Genomic DNA, 19,028 nt, shown 5'->3' with positions numbered 1-19,028 from the left:
TTTCGCCCCATGATCAATCACGCCTTTCGAGACGAGTGGTTCTCGAACCCGCAAAAAAACATCCTCGCCGGTCTCACGACATCGTTCGCCCTGGTCCCGGAATGCATCGCCTTCGCCCTGGTGGCGCAGCTCAATCCGCTCATGGGGCTGTACGGCGCCGCCATCATCTGCGCATTGACGGCCATCTTCGGCGGCCGGCCGGGCATGATTTCCGGCGCCGCCGGCTCGATGGCGGTGGTGATCGTGGCCCTCGTCGCCCGGCATGGCGTGCAGTACCTGCTGGCCACCGTCGTCCTGGGCGGCATCCTGATGGCCGCGTTCGGCCTGCTGCGGCTCGGCAAGCTGATCCGCATGGTGCCGCACCCCGTCATGCTCGGCTTCGTCAACGGCCTGGCGATCGTCATCGCGATGGCCCAGCTGGAGCACTTCCGCGAGAAGACGCCGCACGGCGAAGCCTGGCTGCAGGGCACGCCCCTGCTGATCATGGGCGGCCTGGTGCTGCTGACGATGGCCATCGTCTACCTGCTGCCGCGCCTGACGAAGGCGGTGCCGCCAGCCCTGGTCGCCATCCTCGGCGTCGGCCTGCTCGGCTACGCCTTCCAGCTGCCGACCCGCACGCTGGGCGACCTGGCGCAGATCGCCGGCGGCCTGCCGGCCTTCCACGTTCCCACCGTGCCGCTGGACATGACGACGCTGCGCATCATCTTCCCGTATGCCGCCCTGATGGCGATGGTGGGCCTGCTCGAGACGCTGCTGACCTTCAACCTCACCGACGACATCACGGAAACGCGCGGCCAGCCGAACCGCGAATGCATCGCGCTGGGCGGGGCCAACATCGTCTCCGGCCTGTTCGGCGGCATGGGCGGCTGCGCCATGATCGGCCAGACCATGATCAACCTGAGCTCGGGCGGCCGCTCGCGCCTGTCCGGCCTCACCAGCGGCGTCATGATCCTGCTGTTCATCCTGTTCCTCTCGCCGCTGATCGCCCACATCCCGCTGGCCGCGCTGGTCGGCGTCATGTTCGTGGTGGCCCAGGAGACGTTCGCCTGGGGCTCGCTGCGCGTGCTGGGCAAGGTGCCGAAACAGGATGCGCTGGTCATCGTCGCCGTCACCATCATCACCGTGTTCACCGACCTGGCCGTGGCCGTCATGTGCGGCGTCGTGATCGCCGCCCTCAGCTTCGCCTGGCAGCACGCGCTGGACATGCGCGCCGACGTCGACGACGGCGAACCGGGCGTGCGCACCTACCGCCCCCACGGCACGCTGTTCTTCGCGTCGAGCGCCCATTTCCAGGAACTGTTCGCGCCCGCGACCGATCCGGCGCGCGTCGTCGTCGACTGCCGCCACCTGCACCTGGCCGACCACTCGGCGATCGCCGCGATGGAAAGCCTGGTCCAGCGTTACGACAAGGCCGGCAAGCACCTGCAGGTGCTGCACCTGTCGAGGCGTAGTGAGGCGCTGTTGCAGCGCGCGGGCGTGGACGTCGGCGCCTGAGACAGAGGCACGTCGTCCCTGCGCAGGCAGGGATCCAATTGTTGCGCGCATTGCGGGAACGCTCGCGGAATTGGGTCCCCGCCTGCGCGGGGACGACGTTTTCATTAGGTCGAAAAAAAGCCACGCGGCCCGGAGGCGGCGTGGCTTTGCGGGGCAGGGCGCTGCTTAGTTGACGCCCATTTCCTTCAGCAGGTTGTCCGCGTGGTCGACCTTCTCCATGTTCCACAGGATGTAGCGCACGTCGACCTGGATGTCGCGCGTGGCGCGCGGGTTGAAGTCCCAGTCCGAGATGATCGAGTCCAGCGTGCCGTCGAAGGCCAGGCCGATCAGCTCGGCCTTGTCGTTCAGCGCGGCCGAACCGGAGTTGCCGCCGGTGATGTCCAGCGTGGCCAGGTAGTTCACCGGCACGGTCTTCAGGACCGGATCGACGTAGCGGCCGAAGTCCTTCTTCTGGATCGCGTCCAGCTGCTTCTGCGGCGCATTGAACTCGCCTTCGCCGGTGGCCTTGGCGACGACGCCCTTCACGGTGGTGAAGGCGGTCCAGGAACCGGTGCCGTCGGCACCGTAGTCGCGGCCCTTGATGTTGCCGAAGGTGACGCGCAGCGTGCTGTTGGCATCCGGGTAGACGGCCTGGCCTTTGCTGTTCATGTAGGCGATCTTGGCCTTCATGTAGCTGGCGTAGGCCTTCTGGATGTTGCCGGCCAATTCTTCTTCCTTCGCCTCGTCCTTGCGGTCAGCGTCGTACATGGCGACGGCGGCCTTGATGAAGCTGTCGTTGCTGGCCTTGAAGTCGGCCGGCGCCTTGTTCATCCACGCGGTGCGGAATTCCTTGTCCTGCAGCTTCGAACCGGCGTAGACCTTGTCCAGCGCCGCCTTCAGCGCGGCTTCGTCCATGCCCGGCTTGATGCCGAGGGCGTTGTCGAAGGCTTCGCTGTGCTCATTGGCCGGCTGGGCGTTGTACTGTTTCAGGAAGTTCAGCACCAGCGCCTTGTCGACGTTTTCCACGTAGGTGCGGTCCTGGCCCGTGATCACGGAGGTCAGGCGCGGCAGGTCGCGTTCCTGGTAGCCCGACTTGCGCTCGGCATCCGGCTTGGCGCGCTCGTTCGACAGGCGGTACAGCGTGCGCGCCGAGTTCAGGAAGCGCGGCGTGGCGTAGGACAGGAAGAACTCGCGCTTGGTGGCGGCGTCGCGCTGGGCGATCAGCTTCTCGACGGCCTCGATGTCGGCGCCGAATTCGGCACGGCGCTTGGCGTCGGCATTGACCCAGGCCTTGAGCGCATTGTGCTCGGCGGTCTTGCGCGCCAGGATGTCGCTGCCCGCGTACGAGGTCAGCATGCCCTTGCGGTTCTTGTAGTAGTTGTTCACGCCGGCGACCTGGCCCGCGTATTTCAGCTTGGCGGCCGGATCGTTCTTGGTCTCGCGCTCGATGATGGCGAGCGTCTCGCCCGATGCCTTCACGAAGGCCGGGTAATTCCAGTCGAAGGTGAACGCCACTTCCGACGGCAGGCGGTGGCGGTTGGTGCGGCCCGGGTAGCCGACGACCATGATGAAGTCGTTTTCCTTGACGCCTTCCTTGGCGATCTTCAGCACGTGCTTCGGCTGGTAGGGCACGTTGTCCTTCGAGAAGTCGGCGGCCTTGCCATCGCGGCTCACGTAGGCGCGGTAGAAGCCGTAGTCGCCCGTGTGGCGCGGCCACATCCAGTTGTCGGTGTCGCCGCCGAACTTGCCGACGCCCGACGGCGGCGCGTGCACCAGGCGCACGTCGCGGATCTCGAGCTGCTTGATGCGGTAGAACTCCAGGCCGCCGTAGAAGCTGGCCACGGTGCAGCGGTAGCCGGCGTCCTTCTCGCACTCGGCCACCAGCGCCTTCTGGTTCTTTTCCATCGCCTCGACGCGGGCCTTGCCCTTCATCTTCGCCACGGCCGGCGTGATCACGCGGTCGCTGACATTGGCGACTTCTTCGGTGACGAACACGCGGCTGCCCGGCGCGGCCGGCAGTTCCTCGCCCAGCGTCTTCGCCAGGAAGCCGTTGGTCAACAGGTCGCGCTCGGGCGTCGAGTTCACGGCCACGCTGTTGTACACGCAGTGGTGGTTGGTGATCACCAGGCCTTGCGGTGAGACGAAGGACGCGGAGCAGCCGCCTAGGCTCACCACCGCGCCCATCGGGAATTCGGTCAGTTTGGTCAGGGAAGCCGGATCGAGCTTCAGGCCGGCGGCTTTCAGTTGCTGGGCTACTTGTGGCAGCTGCTGCGGCATCCACATGCCTTCATCCGCCTGGGCGGCGAAGGTCGTGAAAACGGCGAGCGAAAGGAGAGTCTTTTTCATCGCGTGTCTTTATGGTGTGTTGTCGTGGCTCCGGGGAGCCGCGACAGTATCCACAAAGCGATGACCCAGCGTCAACCGCTAATTTCCTGTGAGCGCTAACGCTCCGGACCGCGTCCTTACAGCTGCCCGCCGATCAGGTCGGCCACTTTGCCGGCCGCCTTGTCCATCAGCGGACGGTTCTGCCACTTCTGCAGCGAGATCGGCTTGGCGCGCTTCCAGTCCTCGTCGAAGATGGCTTCCTGCTGTTTCGCGAACGCGGGGTCGAGCACGTTCAGGTTGGCTTCGTCGTTGATGCTGAACGAGCGGTTGTCGAAGTTGGTCGAGCCGACCGACACGAGCAGCGAATCGACGACCAGCGATTTGACGTGGAACATCGTCGGCTGGTACTCGGCCATCTTGACGCCGGCCGCGAGCAGTTCGCCCCAGCGCTCATGCGAGGCGGCGCGCACGACGTCGGAATCGATGATGGGGCCGGGCGTGATGATGCGCACGTCGACGCCGCGCTTGGCGGCCGCCACCAGCGCCTTCACGGCCAGTTCGTCCGGCACGAAATAGGAATTCGACAGGTGGATCGAGTGGCGCGCGGCCGTGATCGCCATCAGGTACATCAGGTGCATGCTCTCGCTGCCGCCCGTGGGCGAGCTGGAGAACATCTGGGCCGGCATGGTGCCGGCGGGCGGCAGCGCCGGGAAGTAGTCTTCGCCATCCAGCACGACGCCGGTGGCCTTGGTCCAGTTGTCGTTGAACACGGCCTGCATCTGGCCGACGACGGGGCCCTCGACGCGGAAGTGGGTATCGCGCCAGTGGTCGGCGTCCTGGGCGTTGCCGCGCCACTTGTCGGCGATGCCGACGCCGCCCGTGAAGCCGACCTTGCCGTCGACCACGAGCAGCTTGCGGTGCGTGCGGTTGTTCAGGCGCGCCAGCTTCCACCATACGGGCTTGTGGTAGCGGTGCACCTCGACGCCGGCGTCGTGCATCGCCTTCAGCGAGGATTCCTCGATCTTCATGCTGCCCACCCAGTCCAGCAGCAGGTGCACCTTGACGCCGGCGCGTGCGCGCTCGGCCAGCGCGTCGGCGAATTCGCGGCCGATCGTCTCCGACCAGTAGATATAGGTTTCGAAATTGATGGTCTTCTTCGCGCCGCGGATCGCGTCGAGCATGGCGGGGAAGATCTGGTCGCCGTTGAGCAGCACGTCGACCTTGTTGCCCTCGACGATGGGCGGTCCCAGCAGCACGCCCAGCGAGCGCCGGAACTGGGGGTCATTGGTATCGTACTGGCGCGTGAGCTGCGTCTCGATCTTCTTTTCGCCCGGCAGGAAGTTCAGCAGGAGCAGGCCCGCGACGAGGGTGGCCAGGCAAGTGATCGCGATGAGCATGGGACGTTTTACACGCATGAGCTAGGGTTCCAGGACGTAAAAAAACCAACGCTGTTAGGCGTTGGTTTTTAGAAAGCGCACTGCACGCTATTAACGAACGCGGCCGCGACGCAGCAGGTTCACGATGGCCAGCAGGATGACGGCACCCAGGAACGACACCAGCAGCGACGAGACGCTGAAGTCATCCGAGTTGATGGTACCCGAGCCGAACAGCGGGGAGAGCAGCCAGCCGCCCAGGAAGGCGCCGACGATACCGACCACGACGTTCAGAATCATGCCTTGTTCGGCATCCGTTTTCATGACCATGCTGGCGAGCCAGCCCAGAATGCCACCGACGACGATCCAGATAATGAACAACATGTTGCTTCCTCCTCAAGTTGGGAACACATAACCAAGGCCAATTGATTGACGAGGCCATGTGTGCAGTCTAGGGATGCCCGCGACCCAGGGTCGGTGCGGCAACGAACGTTAGATGCGCAAACGCCAAGCGCGTTCTTGCGCCGCGATTGGCGCCTGCCGGAACAGGCATCGGAACGGCCGCAATGCTGATCTGGCGGTCAGTTAATGCTGAGCGGAATATCCCCCAATGAGTGCGTCATCGAACAGAAACGGTGCAGTAAGCGAGCCTATCGTTGCATCCACTGGGCACCTCCAACAAGCAGTGCGCATTCCGCGCATACCACCTTGAAAGGACACATCATGAGCTTCGATACGACCCGCACCAATAACCAGAACCGCATGGTCACCGGCCTGTTCCCGGACCGCGCCAGCGCCGAACGCGCCTACAACACCATCTCCACCCGCGGCTACAACAAGGACGACGTCAACCTGATGATGTCGGACTCGACCCGCAAGACCCATTTCAATGACACCGAGACCGAACTGGGCAGCAAGGCCGCCGAAGGCGCCGCTGCCGGTGCCGGTATCGGCGGCACCATCGGCGCCGTGCTGGCCGGCGTGGCCGCGCTGGGCACCACGCTGGTGATCCCGGGCGCGGGCCTGGTCGTGGCCGGTCCGCTGGCGGCCGCGCTGGCCGGCGCCGGCGCGGGCGGCATCACGGGCGGCCTGATCGGCGCGCTGATCGGCGCCGGCATCCCGGAAGAACGCGTCAAGCACTATGAGGAAGGCATCGAGAAGGGCGGCATCCTGATGGGCGTGAACGTGCGCAACGACGATGACGTGCCGCACATCGAGAAAGCCTTCACCGACGAAGGCGGCTCGCACGTGATCGGTACCGGTGTCGGCGCTGCCGCAGGTGCCGCCACCGGCGCCGCCATCGGCGCAGCAGCCGGCCCGATCGGCATGGCGGCGGGCGCCGCGATCGGCGGCATCGCCGGCGGCATGGCCGGCAAGGGCGTCGGCGAAGTCGTGAATCCGAAGGCCGGCGACGACCTCGGCGAACACTATATGGCCAAGGGCGTGGGCGCCGGCACGGGTGCCGCGCTGGGCGCCGCCGCCGGCGCGGTGGCAGGCCCGGTCGGCATGGCCGCTGGTGCCGCAATCGGCGGCCTGGCCGGCGGTGCTGCCGGCCGCGGCGCGGGCGAAGTGGTGAACCCGAAGGCCGAAGACCGCCTGCACGAACATAACCTGGCTCAAGGCACGGGTGCCGGCGCCGGCGCGCTGGGCGGCGCTGCACTGGGCGCCGTCGGCGGCCCGATCGGCATGGTGGCCGGCGCCGTCGCGGGCGGCATCGCCGGCGACATGGCCGGCAAGGGCGCGGCCGAAGTCGTGAACCCGAAGGCGGGTGACGACCTGCACGAGCACAACCTGGCCGGCGGCGTCGGCGCGGGCGGCGGCGCGGCTGCCGGTGCGGCCGTGGGCGCCGTGGGCGGCCCGGTGGGCATGGCGGCCGGCGCGGCCATCGGCGGCATCGCCGGCGGCATGCTGGGCAAGGGTGCCGGCCACCTGGTCAACCCGACCGAGGAAGACGCCTACTGGCGCAGCAACTACCAGACCCAGGCCTACTACACGCCGCGCTACACCTACGACGACTACTCGCCGGCCTATGCGCTGGGCTACAACAATGCCCGCCGCTTCCCGAACTACGACCTGGCCGAGCCGCACATGGCCGACGAATGGGATCGCGTGAAGGGCCATTCGCGCCTGTCGTGGCAGCAGGCCAAGTCGGCCAGCCGCGCCGCGTGGGACCGCGTCGAGCGCGCCATCCCGGGCGATTCGGACCGCGACGGCCGTTGATCCGCGCGCTTCGATAGCGCGTAGGGTGGGCACCACGTGCCCGCCATGCGAAAAGCCCCGGCACCTTGCGGTGTCCGGGGCTTTTCGCATGGGTGAATCCGGCAGATTACTGCTTGACGGCTTCGATCTGGATCGCCAGCTTGACGTCCATGTTGAAACCGTACGAATCGCCGTAGCTCACGCCGAAGTCGCTGCGCTTGAAGGTGGCCGACGCGTCGGCGCCGCACACTTCACGCTTGAGCATCGGGTGCTGGATGCACTTGAACTTGTTGATGGTCAGGGTGACCGGCTTGGTCACGCCGTGCAGGGTCAGCTCGCCGTTGACGCTGGTCGGCACGTCGCCCTTGAACACCAGCTTGCCCTTGTAGGTCGCGGTCGGGAACTTGGCGGTGTCGAAGATCTCGGCGCTCTTGGCGTGGTCGTTCATCTTGGCGTGGCCGAAGTCGATCGAGGTGGTATCGATGGTGATGTCGACGGTGCCCGACTTGGCGGCGCGGTCCAGGGTGATGGTGCCGTCGGTCTTGTCGAACTTGCCGCGCCAGGTCGACAGGCCGCCCATGTGGTCGGCTTCGAAGCTCGGGTAGGTGTGGCTCGGGTCGATCTTGTAGGTGTCGGCGGCGGCGAAGGCGCTCGATGCGAAAGCGGCTGCCAGGATGGCCATGCTCAGGTGCTTCAGTTTCATATTGGATCCTCTGTTTTATAGGTGGTGTTGACTGCTAACTGCGCGACTGCTTACTGCGCCGCGGCGACGCGGAACTTGATGACGACATCGTCGGCGACCATGCTCGTGTCCTTCCACTCGCCTTCGCCGATGTTGTAGGTCAGCCGCTTGATCGGCAGCTGGCCTTCGAATACCTGTTTGCCGCCTTCCGCCTTGACGTTCAGGGGGAAGGAGACGGGCGCGGTCTTGCCCTTGATCGTCAGGTTGCCCGTGACGTTCAGCTTGCCGGCGCCGGCCGGCTTGATCGCGGTCGACACGAAGGTCGCCTTCGGGAACTGGGCTGCATTGAACCATTCCTTCTTGGCGATTTCCTTGTTGTAGTCGGCCGAACCGATGTCGAAGCTGGCCGTGTCGATGTCGACGCGCGCCGTGGCTTTTTCCGGATGCGCCGCGTCGTAGTCGATGGCGGCCGTGAATTTCTTGAACGGCGATTCGACCGGCACGTTCATCTGCTTGAAGGTGGCGGTGACGCTGCTGTGGGCGACGTCGGTCTTGAGCGGCGCGGCGCTCGCGGCCAGGACGGTGCCTGCCAAGATGGCGGCGACGGCGGTTTTATTCAGTTGCATGGTGTTCTCCTTCTCAAAGGGAGCGGCCGGGCAGCATGCGGCGCATGGTGCCGTCGCGGTCGACGATGGCGTGCTTCAGGGCGGCCGCCACGTGCAGCACGACCAGGGCGGCCATGGACATGGTGAGCCAGTAATGGACTGCTTTCAGGGTTTCCGCCAGCTCCAGGTTCCGCTCGATCAGGACGGGCAGCTGGAACAGGTTGAAGTAGACGACGGGGAAGCCGGCTGCCAGCGTATAGAAATAGCCGGACACCGGCACCGCGAACATCAGCACGTACAGCAGGTGGTGCAGGCCGTGGGCCGCGCCGCGCTGCCATGCAGGCATGCCGTCCGGCAGCGTCGGCGGGCGGTGAAACAGGCGCCACAGCAGGCGCAGCGCGGCCAGCAGCAGCACGGTCACGCCCGCCCACTTGTGCCAGGCAAAGTACTTCAGCTTGGTCATCGAGAAGCCGGGGATGTTCGTCATGACCAGGCCCAGCGTGAACGCACCGATGATCAGCAGGGCGATCAGCCAGTGCAAGGCGATGGCGGTCTTCGTGTAACGCTGCTGCATGCTGCGGCTCCGTAGGTCGATTGGCGTAAATATTACCAATGTTTTCAGGCATTGAAAGGCGCTGGCATTTCCTTCAAGACACTAGCACGATTTGCCGTCTCGACAGGAAATGCAATACGGACACTTTAGCGGTTCCAAATATCGGCAGGAAGCCACCTGGGCGGATAACATTGTTCAGTTAATGGAACAGTCGGCAGTCCACGCTGTCGTTCCCGGCATTGCCGGAAACGACTCCCTGTGCAGGCAGGGACCCCATTTTTCATCCGAAGTCGCAGGACGAGCAACGCCGCTTCGCTTGAAGAAATTGGGCCCCGGCCTGCGCCGAGGCGACGGTATCGCGCGGACATAAAAAAACCGGGGACATGCCCCGGTTTCTTCATGTGCTCGGCTGAAGCGATCAGATCGCCTTGGCCAGTTGCGCCGCCAGGCCCGTGTAGTTGGCCGGCGTCATGGCGAGCATCAGGTCCTTCGCTTCTTGCGGCACGGCCAGCTTGCCAATGAATTCCTGCAGCGCCTCGCGGGTGATGCCCTTGCCGCGGGTGAGTTCCTTCAGCTGCTCGTACGGGTTCTCGATGCCGTAGCGGCGCATCACGGTCTGCACCGGCTCGGCCAGCACTTCCCAGTTCGCGTCCAGGTCCTGCTCCAGGCGCGCCGGATTGACTTCCAGCTTGTTCAGGCCGCGCAGGCAGCTGTCGTAGGCCAGCAGGGCGTAGCCGAAGCCGACGCCGATATTGCGCAGCACGGTGGAGTCGGTCAGGTCGCGCTGCATGCGCGAGACGGGCAGCTTGTCGGCCATGTGGCGCAGGGTGGCGTTGGCCAGGCCCAGGTTGCCTTCCGAGTTCTCGAAGTCGATCGGGTTGACCTTGTGCGGCATGGTCGACGAACCGATCTCGCCGGCCTTCAGCTTCTGCTTGAAGTAGCCCAGCGACACATAGGTCCAGATGTCACGGTTCAGGTCCAGCAGGATGGTGTTGGTGCGCGCGACGGCGTCGAACAGTTCGGCCATGTAGTCGTGCGGCTCGATCTGGATCGTGTACGGGTTGAACACGAGGCCCAGGCGCTGCTCGATGACGTTCTTCGAGAATGCCGGCCAGTCGAAGCCCGGGTAGGCGGACAGGTGGGCGTTGTAGTTGCCCACGGCGCCGTTCATCTTGCCCAGGATTTCGACGTCGGCGATGCGCTTGACGGCACGCTGCAGGCGCGCCACGACGTTGGCGAATTCCTTGCCCAGCGTGGTCGGGCTGGCGGTCTGGCCGTGGGTGCGCGACAGCATCGGCAGGTCGGCGTTGGCGTGGGCGATCTCGGTCAGCTTGGCGATGATCGCCTGCAGCGACGGCAGCAGCACGCCGTCGCGGGCGGCCTTGAGCATCATGCCGTGCGAGGTGTTGTTGATGTCTTCCGAGGTGCAGGCGAAGTGGATGAATTCGCTGGCCGCGACCAGTTCCGGCACGTCCTTGACCTGTTCCTTCAGCCAGTACTCGACGGCCTTGACGTCATGGTTGGTGACGGCTTCGATCTCCTTGATGCGGGCGGCGTCGGCATCCGAGAAGTCCGCGGCCAGCTTGTCGAGCAGGGCGCTCGCGTCGGCCGAGAAGGGCTTCAGTTCCGCGAAGCCGGCCTGGGACAGCGCCTGCAGCCAGGCGATCTCCACTTTCACGCGATGGTGCATGAAACCGGCTTCCGACAGGATCGGGCGCAGCTTGTCGGTCTTGGCGGCGTAGCGGCCGTCCAGCGGGGACAGGGCCGACAGGGTCGAGGAGGTGGTAGAGGTCATGGCAGGCAGGAAGGATGTGCAAAAGCGTGGATTCTACCACCGGCCGCCTTGTCAAGTCCCTTATTTAGCGGCGTTGCAGGGCCGTCGCCGACCCGCGGCGCGGGATGCCCCGATGCTATACTGTCGGCCACCCCACCACCCGTGCATGTATGAAACTCATCGGTTCCGTCACCAGTGCCTATGTGCGCAAGGCGCGCGTCGTCCTGGCAGAGAAAAAGCTCGACTATGTGTTCGAGCTCGAGAACGTCTGGGCGCCGGAAACCAGCATCTCCGCATTCAACCCCCTCGGCAAGGTGCCCTGCCTCGTGATGGAGGACGGCAGCGCCATGTACGATTCGCGCGTGATCGTGGAATACCTCGACACGCTGACCCCCGTCTGCAAGCTGCTGCCGGCCAACAGCCGCGACCGCGCCAACGTCAAGGTGCGCGAAGCGCTGGCCGACGGCGTGCTGGAAGCGGCCGTGGCCGCCTTCCTGGAGCGCGCCTGGCGCCCGGCCGGCCAGCAGAGCCAGGCCTGGATCGACCGCCAGATGGGCAAGGTCCACGGGGGCTTGAAGCAGTTGTCCGAGCAGCTCGGCGAGCAGGCCTACTGCATGGGCATCCACTACACGCTGGCCGACGTGGCCGTCGGCTGCACGCTGGGCTGGCTCGCCTTCCGCTTCCCCGAGATCGACTGGCGCGGCGACTACCCGAACCTGGCGCGCCTGTTCGACAAGCTGTCCGAACGGCCCTCGTTCAAGGACACCGCCCCACCGTCCGCCTGATGCCGGGAGCGAGGGCATGACCACCATCGTATTCGGCGAAGCGCTGGTCGAGGAACTGCCGGCGGAGCAGGGCATCGGCGGCGCGCCGTTCAACGTGGCGCGCCACCTGGCCGCCTTCATGCTGCCGCCCCTGCTGATCACGCGCATCGGCGACGACCGCAACGGCCTGGCCGTGCGCGCCGAGTTCGAGCGCTTCGTGATGCCGGAGACGGGCGTGCAGGTCGACCCCATGGAAGAAACGGGACGCATGCTCGTCGAACGCACCGGCAATGGCCAGCGCCTCACGCTGCTGCCCGGCCAGGCCTACGACTTCATCGACCCGCAGGCGGCCCGCGACAGTATCGCCGCCGCCGGCGCGCAGGGCGCGCGCAGCATCTATTTCGGCACCCTGGCCCAGCGCGAGGAGCGTTCGCGCCTGGCCTTGAACGCCGTGCTGGACGCGACGCCGGCCAAGCGCTTCCTCGACCTGAACCTGCGTCCGGGCCAGGCCGGCGAGCCACTCGTCGCGCGCGCGCTCACGGCGGCCGACGTGGTCAAGGTCAACGAGGAAGAATTGCAGGCGCTGTTCCAGTGGTATTTCCAGATCGGCCCGGACGATCCGCCGCTGGCCACCGAGGAAGTGCACGCCGCCTGCCGCGCGCTGATGGACCGCTTCATGCTGGAGACGCTCGTCGTGACGCTGGGCCACCGCGGCTCCGTGACCTTCTGCGCCGACGGCAGCCTGCTCGCGCACCGCGACAATCCGGTGCCGCCGTACGTGATCGACACGGCGGGGGCGGGCGATGCCTTCGCGGCGATCATGCTGCTGGGACGGGAGCGCGACTGGCCCCTGGAGACGACGCTGGCGCGCGCCAACGAATTCGCCGGCGCCATCTGCGCCGTGGCCGGCGCGGTGCCGCGCGACCTGGGGTTCTACGACCAGTGGGTGGCGCGCTGGCGGTGATGCCATCAATCCGTCGTCCCTGCGCAGGCAGGGACCCAATATTGTCCGCGTCGTCGTAACGCAAAATTGGCCCCTGCCTGCGCAGGGGCGACGAAAACACTTAACGTGTTTTCGTCGAAAAACACTTAACGTGTTTTCGTCGAAAAACACTTAACGTATTTCGGCGCTTACTCGCCGATCTGCGATTGCAGGTAGTTCTGGATCCCCACCTTGACGATCAGGTCCAGCTGCGTCTCCAGCCACTCGATGTGTTCTTCCGTATCTTCCAGGATCATCAGGAACAGGTCGCGCGACACGTAGTCGTGGGCGATTTCGGCGGCGGCGATGCCTTCCTTGACGGTGACCTGGGCCGCGCGTTCCAGCTTCAGGTCGCATTCCAGCATTTCCTGGGCCGATTCGCCGATCAGCAGCTTGTGCAGCGCCTGCAGGTTCGGCAGTCCGTCCAGCATCAGGATGCGGTCGATCAGCTTGTCCGCATGCTTCATCTCGCCGATCGACTCCTCGTATTCCTTCTTGCCGAGTTTGTCGAAGCCCCAGTGCTTGTACATGCGCGCATGCAGGAAGTACTGGTTGACTGCGGTGAGTTCGTTGGTCAGCTGTGCGTTCAGCAGACGGATGATGTTCGGGTCGCCCTTCATGGAATGCCTTTATTTTCGTGTGGATGTGACCCCGGCATCATAGCAAACCCCTGGACCCGGCGGACATCCCCCGCCTGGCCCATTGCCGCAAAATGCAACGGTGGCCACGGTCGCGAACGAGGCTAGAGCGCAGCCAGCGCCAGCGTGCCCGCCGCCACCAGCGAGGCCGCGCCGATCGCCAGCCCGACGGTGCGCGCGCGGGTGGTAAGCGCCCACAGCAGCACCCCGGACAGCGACAGCAGGATGATCGAGCCGGCCAGCGTATCCACCAGCAAGACCCAGGCCGCCCCCATGCCCGTCCCCTTGTGCAGGTTGGACAGCGTGGCGAAAAAATTGTTGTCGCTGCGCGTGACGGTGACGTAGCTGTTGCCGACCCAGTACTCGGCCTGCACGCTGCCGGACGGCGCCGCGAAGCTGGCGCGCCAGCGTGCCGGCTGGATGAGGGAGCGGTCGCCCCAGGCGACGGGCCGCGCGGCCTCGGCCTGCACCCGCACGGGATCCTGGCCGAGCCGCAATGAGCGCCTGAGCCAGTCCGCCAGCGCCTGCGGGGTGCGCGGGGCGGGCGCCGGCAACGGCAGCTGGACCGTGCTCGCCTGCACCTGGGCGGCCGGGATGGGCAGTACGTCGCGGTGGTTGAGCAGGATGCCGGTGCCGCCGAACAGCAGGCCCAGCAGGGCGCCCCACAAGCCGACCCAGACGTGCATCCGGCGCAGCCAGTGGACGGCGATGGCGGTCCGCGAAGGTGCGGGCGGCGGCTCGACCCGGAAGGGAGCCCTTGGCGAACGGAACGGGATCACTGGCATGGGACAGGACCTGGATGCGTCGGAGCCCACATACTACCAAGAGCGGCAAAACCACGGTCGGGAACACGCAGCGATTGTGCGGAGCAATACGGGCCGCGCGCGGCCGGCACATGGATGGGCAAGCGGCGGGCAAGCGGTGGGCAAGCGGCAGGATGTACGCCGGCGCGCGGTGCGGCGATCGCGCGGCGGCGGCAACCGGGCGCAGGCGAGGCCGCGCCCGTGGCGTAAACCAGACGGATTGCCTGGATAACAGGCAATCGCCCGGTCAGCCAGTCGAATGGCCAGGGAATCAGGCGGTCAGGCCGGTAGCCGGGGTGCGGCGCAGTTCGGTGACCGTGATCTTGCTGTCCAGGTGTTCGTGCATGACTTCGCGGGCATAGCTGACGCATTTGCCGCAGCAGGTGCCGACACCGAGTTCCTTGTACAGGTCGGCCATCGAGGTGAGGCCGAGGTCGACCGCCTGGCGGATTTCGCGGTCGGAGATGTTGTTGCAGACGCAGACGATCATGGGGCGATTCCGGAGTAGTGGGGATGCGCACTCGACAATGTTGCTCTGTCTATAATGCGAATCATTCTCATTCACTTTCGTATTCTCCCGGAGTCACACCGCGAACGCAAGCGTTTTTCGTCATCCGTGCGCACCGAAAACGGCCGCTGCAAAAAGAAGTAGACAAACCGCAAATAGAAATAATTCGCATTTAGGTTTATGATGCACACATCTGTGACCGCAGCGCTGCACCTCTTTACGGAAGCGACACCATGACTCTTGCCCCCACCCTGACCACGCTCGACGCCCTCAAGGCCGGCCAGAGCGCCACCGTGATCACGCTCAAGCCAAGCGCGACGAGCGAACGCGACGGCGGTATCGACGTCTCGCGCCGCCTGATGGAGCTGGGTTTCGTTCCGGGCGAACGCATCCGCATGCTCAAGCGCAGCCTGACGGGCGGCCCGCTGGCCGTGAAAGTCGGCCAGTCCACGTTTGCCCTGCGCCGCTTCGAGGCTGCGCTGATCTCGATCCAGCCGGAATGAACGGAAACATGCAATGGGAGTAGTAGAACAGCAGGTCCATGCGGCCGCGACGACGCCGCTCATCGCCCTGCTGGGTAATCCGAACTGCGGCAAGACCGCACTGTTCAACCGCCTCACCGGCGCGCGCCAGAAAGTCGCCAACTACGCCGGCGTCACCATCGAACGCAAGGAAGGCAGCTTCACCCTGCCCGGCGGGCGTGCCTTGCGCGTGCTCGACCTTCCCGGCGCCTACAGCCTCACCGCCCATACCCCCGACGAAGCGATCACGCGCGACGTCGTGGCCGGCCTGCGCGCCGGCGAACGCAGCCCGGACGCCATCGTCTGCGTCGTCAATGCCACCAACCTGCGCCTGAACCTGCGCCTGGTACTCGAAATCAAGCGCCTCGGCCTGCCGATGGTGCTGGCGCTGAACATGGTCGACGTCGCCAGGAAGCGCGGCATCGAGATCGACACGGCGCGCCTGTCGCGCGAACTGGGCATGCCCGTGGTCGAGACCGTGGCGGTCCAGGCGGGCGGCGAGAAGGCGCTGCTGGCCGCGCTCGACGCGATGCCGCTGGCCGGCGGCGCCAAGCCGCAGCCCCTGGCCGCGATCGACGCGGTGCCGGTCGAGGAGACCCAGCGCGAGGTGCGCCGCATCATCGACGCCACCGTCAGCTTCGACAAGGACACGGGCAACCTGAGCGAGCAGATCGACCGCGTCGTGCTGCATCCGGTCGCCGGCCCCATCATCCTGGCGGCGCTGATGTTCCTGATCTTCCAGGCCGTGTTCAGCTGGGCCGCGCCCGTGATGGACGCCATCAAGGACGGCGTCGACGCGCTCGGCCGCTGGGTCAGCGCGGGCATGGCCGACGGTCCCCTGCACAGCCTGATCGTGGACGGCATCTTCGGCGGCGTCGGCAGCGTGCTCGTGTTCCTGCCGCAGATCCTGATCCTGTTCTTCTTCATCCTGATCCTGGAAGACTGCGGCTACCTGCCGCGCGCGGCCTTCCTGCTCGACCGCATGATGGGCGGGGTGGGCCTGTCCGGCCGCGCCTTCATCCCGTTGCTGTCCTCGTTCGCCTGCGCCATTCCCGGCGTGATGGCGGCGCGCACCATCCAGAACCCGCGCGACCGCCTGGTCACGATCATGATCGCGCCCCTGATGACGTGTTCCGCGCGCCTGCCCGTGTACGCGCTCGTGATCGCGGCCTTCATCCCGAACCGCGAGGTCGGCTGGGGCTTCAACCTGCAGGGCCTCGTGCTGTTCCTGCTGTACGCGGCCGGCATCGTCAGCGCCATGGCCGTGGCCTGGTTCTTCAAGCGCAGCATGGGCGCCAAGGGCCACCAGCCCCTGATGCTGGAGCTGCCGGCCTACCACTGGCCGCACCTGCACAACCTGGCGCTGGGCCTGTGGGAACGCGCGCGCATCTTCCTGACCCGCGTCGGCACCACGATCCTGACCCTGATGATCCTGGTCTGGTTCCTGTCCAGCTTCCCGGGCGCCCCGGAAGGCGCCACCCACCCGCCGATCTACTACAGCGTGGCCGGCATGCTGGGCCGCGCGCTGGAAGTCATCTTCGCGCCGATCGGCTTCGGCTGGCAGATCTGCATCGCGCTGGTGCCGGGCATGGCGGCGCGCGAAGTGGCCGTGGGCGCCCTCGGCACCGTGTACGCGCTGTCGTCGGCCGGCGACGACGTCGCCACCGCGCTGACCCCGATCATCGCGTCGTCGTGGAGCCTGGCGACGGCGCTGTCGCTGCTGGCCTGGTACGTGTTCGCGCCGCAGTGCCTGTCGACGCTGTCGGTGGTGCGCCGCGAGACGGGCAAGACCCGCTACGCGCTGCTGATGGCCGGCTACATGTTCGCACTGGCCTACACGGCTTCGTTCATCACCTATCACGTGGCGCTGGCCATGGGAGGCTGACATGCTGTTCCAATACCTGATCGTCGCATTCGTCGTCCTGCTGGCGGCCCTGTACGCCGGCGCCAAGTACCTGCCCAAGGCCTGGCGCCAGCGCCTCGTCTACACCCTCTCGAACGGCACCGGCAAGGGCCGGCTGGTCGCCTGGCTCGACACCGGTTCGAGCTGCGGCGGCGGCTGCGACAGCGGCGGCTGCAATACCTGCGCGCCGGCGGCGCTGCCGGAACGCGATGCGCAGGGGCGCAAGGTGATCAAGCTGCACGTGCAGCGGTGATGATGCAATGGTGGGCACGTGGTGCCCACCCTACATACCCACCGACGTAGGGTGGGCATCATATGCCCACCACGCATCCCCCGCAGCGTCACGGGTTCCACGCCACGTCCAATAACGCCATCAGCCGCAACGCATCCTGCGGCGCCCTGACCTTGATGTCGTTGTCGAAGTAGCAGTATACATCCCGTCTCTTCCTGCGCGCCGGCGCCTCGTCCGAGGCCAGGCGCGCGTCTTGCGGCTGCCCGCCCGTGCTCCAGGCGCGGATCCGATCCGCCCAGCGCTGCAGGGAATCGTCCTCGTAGCCGCTCGCATACAATTCATGCTCCCCGTGCAGGCGGATATAGACGAAATCGGCCGTCACGTCCTCGAAGTCCGGCCACTTGCCGGCCGTGTCGGCCACGACCAGCGCCATGTTGTGCTTGCGCAGCAGGGCGATGAATGCGGGGCAGCGGAAACTCTCGTGGCGCACTTCCACCGCGTGGCGCAGCGGCCGCACGGCGTCGATCTCGAGCAGGGCGCGGCCGTCCAGCTTGTCGTCGTGGCCGCGCGCAAGCAGCAGGGCCTGGCCCGTGTCGTGCGGCAGCAGGGACAGGAAGGCGTCGATGCGCTCGGGCTCGAAACGCAGCTGCGGCGGGAATTGCCACAGCATGGGGCCGAGCTTCTCGCGCAGCGCGAACATGCCGGACGCCAGCACGTTGGCCAGCGGCGTCTCGATGCCGCGCAGCTTGAGCATGTGGGTGAGGAAGCGGTTGCCCTTCACGGCGAACACGAAGCCGGGCGGCGTCGCGTCGTACCAGGCCGCGTAGCTGTTCGGGCGCTGCAGGGAATAGAAGGAGCCGTTCAGCTCGATGGTTGGCAGCTGCCGCGCCGCGTAGCCGAGTTCGCGCGCCTGGACGAGCCCGGGAGGGTAGAACACGCCGCGCCAGGCCGGATAGCGCCAGCCGGAGATGCCGATGTGGATTGTGCCCATGTGCCGTAGTCTACGGACGTGAGCGTTCTGGTTCGGTGCGGTGTCGTACTGTCTTATGCAGCGGGCGGAACACCGGGGTCAGAGCCCCTGGAAAGCAGAACCGGGCTCTGACCTCTGCGATCCGTCAGGAACGGCGGCGACGCGACCAGGCGCACATGCCGGCCAGGCCCGCCACCAGCATCGCCCATTCGCCCGGTTCCGGCACCGAGGTGATGATGCTCGGCGCCACCGAGGCCATGTTCAGCGTGGTGGCGCCGGTCCAGTCGAGGTGGTGCTCGTAGCTGCCGCCCGGGTTATACGTGTACTCGTAGCTCATCTTGCCCGACTCGATCAGGTGGCCGCCGCCCGACCAGCCTTCGGGGTCGCCGCCGTATTCGCCGAGGCTGAACGACAGGCCGTCGCTGGTGGAGAAATGGAAGCTGTCGGCGCCGCAGTAATTGCCCGGAAGGCTGGCGCCGCCGCAGGTGACGTAGTCGCGCGTGCCGACCAGCAGCGACGTCAGCTCGCTGCGTTCGAGGATGCCGTCCAGATTGGCGTCGACGCCCGTGAACGAGCCGTCAATGCGCATGTCGGAGAGGAAGGTGGCGGCTTCGCGGTCGTAGAAGCCGACGTAGCTGAAGGTCCAGTGGGTGGTTTGGGCTTGGGCGAGGGCGCTGCAGACGAGCAGGGCGCCGGCGGATATCAGATGCTTCATGTTTGGAC

At 66.1% G+C, this 19,028-nt stretch carries 19 protein-coding genes; 7 read left to right on the top strand and 12 right to left on the bottom strand.

All coding sequences use genetic code 11. The annotated features are described in order from the left end of the window. Positions 1–9 precede the first annotated feature (9 nt). Positions 10–1,494, top strand: coding sequence for a SulP family inorganic anion transporter (locus tag ACI1V7_RS22470; RefSeq protein ID WP_404534081.1), 1,485 nt, complete (start codon positions 10–12; stop codon positions 1,492–1,494). Positions 1,495–1,659: 165 nt separating this feature from the next. Here ACI1V7_RS22470 and ACI1V7_RS22465 read toward each other — a convergent pair whose 3' ends face one another. From ACI1V7_RS22465 to ACI1V7_RS22455, 3 genes are all read right to left on the bottom strand, one after another. Next, positions 1,660–3,819 (bottom strand): S46 family peptidase, encoded by a 2,160-nt coding sequence (locus tag ACI1V7_RS22465; RefSeq protein WP_404534080.1) that lies wholly within the window; start codon positions 3,817–3,819, stop codon positions 1,660–1,662. A 116-nt stretch (positions 3,820–3,935) separates the two neighbouring features. Next, the gene (gene cls, locus ACI1V7_RS22460; RefSeq protein ID WP_404534079.1) at positions 3,936–5,195 is read right to left on the bottom strand and encodes a cardiolipin synthase; all 1,260 of its coding nucleotides are present in this window, start codon (positions 5,193–5,195) and stop codon (positions 3,936–3,938) included. Between the two features lie 90 nt (positions 5,196–5,285). Further along, positions 5,286–5,555, bottom strand: coding sequence for a GlsB/YeaQ/YmgE family stress response membrane protein (locus tag ACI1V7_RS22455; protein WP_020656446.1), 270 nt, complete (start codon positions 5,553–5,555; stop codon positions 5,286–5,288). 339 nt (positions 5,556–5,894) lie between these two features. Here ACI1V7_RS22455 and ACI1V7_RS22450 point away from each other — a divergent pair, with 339 nt between their 5' ends. After that, the gene (locus ACI1V7_RS22450; RefSeq protein WP_404534078.1) at positions 5,895–7,391 is read left to right on the top strand and encodes a hypothetical protein; all 1,497 of its coding nucleotides are present in this window, start codon (positions 5,895–5,897) and stop codon (positions 7,389–7,391) included. Between the two features lie 106 nt (positions 7,392–7,497). Here ACI1V7_RS22450 and ACI1V7_RS22445 read toward each other — a convergent pair whose 3' ends face one another. The 4 genes from ACI1V7_RS22445 to purB form a co-directional block, all read right to left on the bottom strand. After that, positions 7,498–8,073 (bottom strand): YceI family protein, encoded by a 576-nt coding sequence (locus ACI1V7_RS22445; protein WP_404534077.1) that lies wholly within the window; start codon positions 8,071–8,073, stop codon positions 7,498–7,500. A 50-nt stretch (positions 8,074–8,123) separates the two neighbouring features. Beyond that, positions 8,124–8,678: a YceI family protein gene (locus ACI1V7_RS22440; protein ID WP_404534076.1), complete on the bottom strand. Its 555-nt coding sequence runs from the start codon at positions 8,676–8,678 to the stop codon at positions 8,124–8,126. A gap of 13 nt (positions 8,679–8,691) precedes the next feature. Next, complete coding sequence (locus ACI1V7_RS22435; RefSeq protein WP_404534075.1) at positions 8,692–9,231, bottom strand: cytochrome b; 540 nt, start codon at positions 9,229–9,231, stop codon at positions 8,692–8,694. Between the two features lie 397 nt (positions 9,232–9,628). After that, a complete protein-coding gene (gene purB / locus ACI1V7_RS22430; protein WP_404534074.1) occupies positions 9,629–11,005 on the bottom strand; it encodes an adenylosuccinate lyase in 1,377 nt (458 codons plus the stop codon). Positions 11,006–11,154: 149 nt separating this feature from the next. On the opposite strand from purB, the gene ACI1V7_RS22425 reads away from it, so the two are divergent. Together ACI1V7_RS22425 and ACI1V7_RS22420 are read left to right on the top strand one after the other, a co-directional pair. Then, complete coding sequence (locus ACI1V7_RS22425) at positions 11,155–11,769, top strand: glutathione S-transferase C-terminal domain-containing protein (RefSeq protein ID WP_404534073.1); 615 nt, start codon at positions 11,155–11,157, stop codon at positions 11,767–11,769. Positions 11,770–11,785: 16 nt separating this feature from the next. Then, positions 11,786–12,712 carry a PfkB family carbohydrate kinase gene (locus ACI1V7_RS22420; RefSeq protein ID WP_404534072.1) on the top strand — a complete coding sequence of 309 codons (927 nt, stop codon included), beginning with the start codon at positions 11,786–11,788 and terminating at the stop codon, positions 12,710–12,712. 167 nt (positions 12,713–12,879) lie between these two features. On the opposite strand, the gene bfr is transcribed toward ACI1V7_RS22420, so the two are convergent. The 3 genes from bfr to ACI1V7_RS22405 form a co-directional block, all read right to left on the bottom strand. Next, positions 12,880–13,350, bottom strand: a complete 471-nt coding sequence (gene bfr / locus ACI1V7_RS22415; RefSeq protein WP_404534071.1) for a bacterioferritin — start codon at positions 13,348–13,350, stop codon at positions 12,880–12,882. Positions 13,351–13,472: 122 nt separating this feature from the next. Further along, positions 13,473–14,153, bottom strand: a complete 681-nt coding sequence (locus ACI1V7_RS22410; RefSeq protein WP_404534070.1) for a PepSY-associated TM helix domain-containing protein — start codon at positions 14,151–14,153, stop codon at positions 13,473–13,475. A gap of 289 nt (positions 14,154–14,442) precedes the next feature. After that, positions 14,443–14,661 carry a (2Fe-2S)-binding protein gene (locus ACI1V7_RS22405; protein ID WP_404534069.1) on the bottom strand — a complete coding sequence of 73 codons (219 nt, stop codon included), beginning with the start codon at positions 14,659–14,661 and terminating at the stop codon, positions 14,443–14,445. Positions 14,662–14,912: 251 nt separating this feature from the next. Here ACI1V7_RS22405 and ACI1V7_RS22400 point away from each other — a divergent pair, with 251 nt between their 5' ends. The 3 genes from ACI1V7_RS22400 to ACI1V7_RS22390 are packed head-to-tail and all read left to right on the top strand — an operon-like array spanning position 14,913 to position 17,356. Continuing rightward, a complete protein-coding gene (locus ACI1V7_RS22400; RefSeq protein ID WP_290413388.1) occupies positions 14,913–15,182 on the top strand; it encodes a FeoA family protein in 270 nt (89 codons plus the stop codon). 13 nt (positions 15,183–15,195) lie between these two features. Beyond that, a complete protein-coding gene (feoB, locus tag ACI1V7_RS22395; protein ID WP_404534068.1) occupies positions 15,196–17,085 on the top strand; it encodes a ferrous iron transporter B in 1,890 nt (629 codons plus the stop codon). A gap of 1 nt (position 17,086) precedes the next feature. After that, on the top strand, positions 17,087–17,356 hold the full coding sequence (locus ACI1V7_RS22390) for a DUF6587 family protein (protein WP_404534067.1): 270 nt from the start codon (positions 17,087–17,089) through the stop codon (positions 17,354–17,356). A gap of 88 nt (positions 17,357–17,444) precedes the next feature. Here the strand turns inward: ACI1V7_RS22390 and ACI1V7_RS22385 are convergent, their stop codons facing one another. Together ACI1V7_RS22385 and ACI1V7_RS22380 are read right to left on the bottom strand one after the other, a co-directional pair. Further along, complete coding sequence (locus ACI1V7_RS22385; RefSeq protein WP_404534066.1) at positions 17,445–18,326, bottom strand: DUF72 domain-containing protein; 882 nt, start codon at positions 18,324–18,326, stop codon at positions 17,445–17,447. A 124-nt stretch (positions 18,327–18,450) separates the two neighbouring features. Further along, positions 18,451–19,020, bottom strand: coding sequence for a PEP-CTERM sorting domain-containing protein (locus ACI1V7_RS22380; protein WP_404534065.1), 570 nt, complete (start codon positions 19,018–19,020; stop codon positions 18,451–18,453). Positions 19,021–19,028 lie beyond the last annotated feature (8 nt).

It is taken from the genome of Massilia paldalensis (assembly GCF_044901715.1).
Classification (GTDB): domain Bacteria; phylum Pseudomonadota; class Gammaproteobacteria; order Burkholderiales; family Burkholderiaceae_D; genus Telluria; species Telluria paldalensis.
The sequence above is the reverse complement of the archived record's forward strand: the minus strand, read 5'-3'. Positions and strand labels throughout refer to the sequence as shown.

What these genes read in the sequence shown, in the direction of transcription:
- ACI1V7_RS22410 (WP_404534070.1), bottom strand. Translation starts at nt 14,153, where the DNA reads ATGCCAGTGATCCCGTTCCGTTCGCCAAGGGCTCCCTTCCGGGTCGAG.
- feoB (WP_404534068.1), top strand. Translation starts at nt 15,196, where the DNA reads ATGGGAGTAGTAGAACAGCAGGTCCATGCGGCCGCGACGACGCCGCTC.
- purB (WP_404534074.1), bottom strand. Translation starts at nt 11,005, where the DNA reads ATGACCTCTACCACCTCCTCGACCCTGTCGGCCCTGTCCCCGCTGGAC.
- ACI1V7_RS22470 (WP_404534081.1), top strand. Translation starts at nt 10, where the DNA reads ATGATCAATCACGCCTTTCGAGACGAGTGGTTCTCGAACCCGCAAAAA.
- ACI1V7_RS22380 (WP_404534065.1), bottom strand. Translation starts at nt 19,020, where the DNA reads ATGAAGCATCTGATATCCGCCGGCGCCCTGCTCGTCTGCAGCGCCCTC.
- ACI1V7_RS22445 (WP_404534077.1), bottom strand. Translation starts at nt 8,073, where the DNA reads ATGAAACTGAAGCACCTGAGCATGGCCATCCTGGCAGCCGCTTTCGCA.
- ACI1V7_RS22400 (WP_290413388.1), top strand. Translation starts at nt 14,913, where the DNA reads ATGACTCTTGCCCCCACCCTGACCACGCTCGACGCCCTCAAGGCCGGC.
- ACI1V7_RS22420 (WP_404534072.1), top strand. Translation starts at nt 11,786, where the DNA reads ATGACCACCATCGTATTCGGCGAAGCGCTGGTCGAGGAACTGCCGGCG.
- bfr (WP_404534071.1), bottom strand. Translation starts at nt 13,350, where the DNA reads ATGAAGGGCGACCCGAACATCATCCGTCTGCTGAACGCACAGCTGACC.
- ACI1V7_RS22455 (WP_020656446.1), bottom strand. Translation starts at nt 5,555, where the DNA reads ATGTTGTTCATTATCTGGATCGTCGTCGGTGGCATTCTGGGCTGGCTC.
- ACI1V7_RS22440 (WP_404534076.1), bottom strand. Translation starts at nt 8,678, where the DNA reads ATGCAACTGAATAAAACCGCCGTCGCCGCCATCTTGGCAGGCACCGTC.
- ACI1V7_RS22465 (WP_404534080.1), bottom strand. Translation starts at nt 3,819, where the DNA reads ATGAAAAAGACTCTCCTTTCGCTCGCCGTTTTCACGACCTTCGCCGCC.
- ACI1V7_RS22435 (WP_404534075.1), bottom strand. Translation starts at nt 9,231, where the DNA reads ATGCAGCAGCGTTACACGAAGACCGCCATCGCCTTGCACTGGCTGATC.
- ACI1V7_RS22390 (WP_404534067.1), top strand. Translation starts at nt 17,087, where the DNA reads ATGCTGTTCCAATACCTGATCGTCGCATTCGTCGTCCTGCTGGCGGCC.
- ACI1V7_RS22450 (WP_404534078.1), top strand. Translation starts at nt 5,895, where the DNA reads ATGAGCTTCGATACGACCCGCACCAATAACCAGAACCGCATGGTCACC.
- ACI1V7_RS22385 (WP_404534066.1), bottom strand. Translation starts at nt 18,326, where the DNA reads ATGGGCACAATCCACATCGGCATCTCCGGCTGGCGCTATCCGGCCTGG.
- ACI1V7_RS22425 (WP_404534073.1), top strand. Translation starts at nt 11,155, where the DNA reads ATGAAACTCATCGGTTCCGTCACCAGTGCCTATGTGCGCAAGGCGCGC.
- ACI1V7_RS22405 (WP_404534069.1), bottom strand. Translation starts at nt 14,661, where the DNA reads ATGATCGTCTGCGTCTGCAACAACATCTCCGACCGCGAAATCCGCCAG.
- cls (WP_404534079.1), bottom strand. Translation starts at nt 5,195, where the DNA reads ATGCTCATCGCGATCACTTGCCTGGCCACCCTCGTCGCGGGCCTGCTC.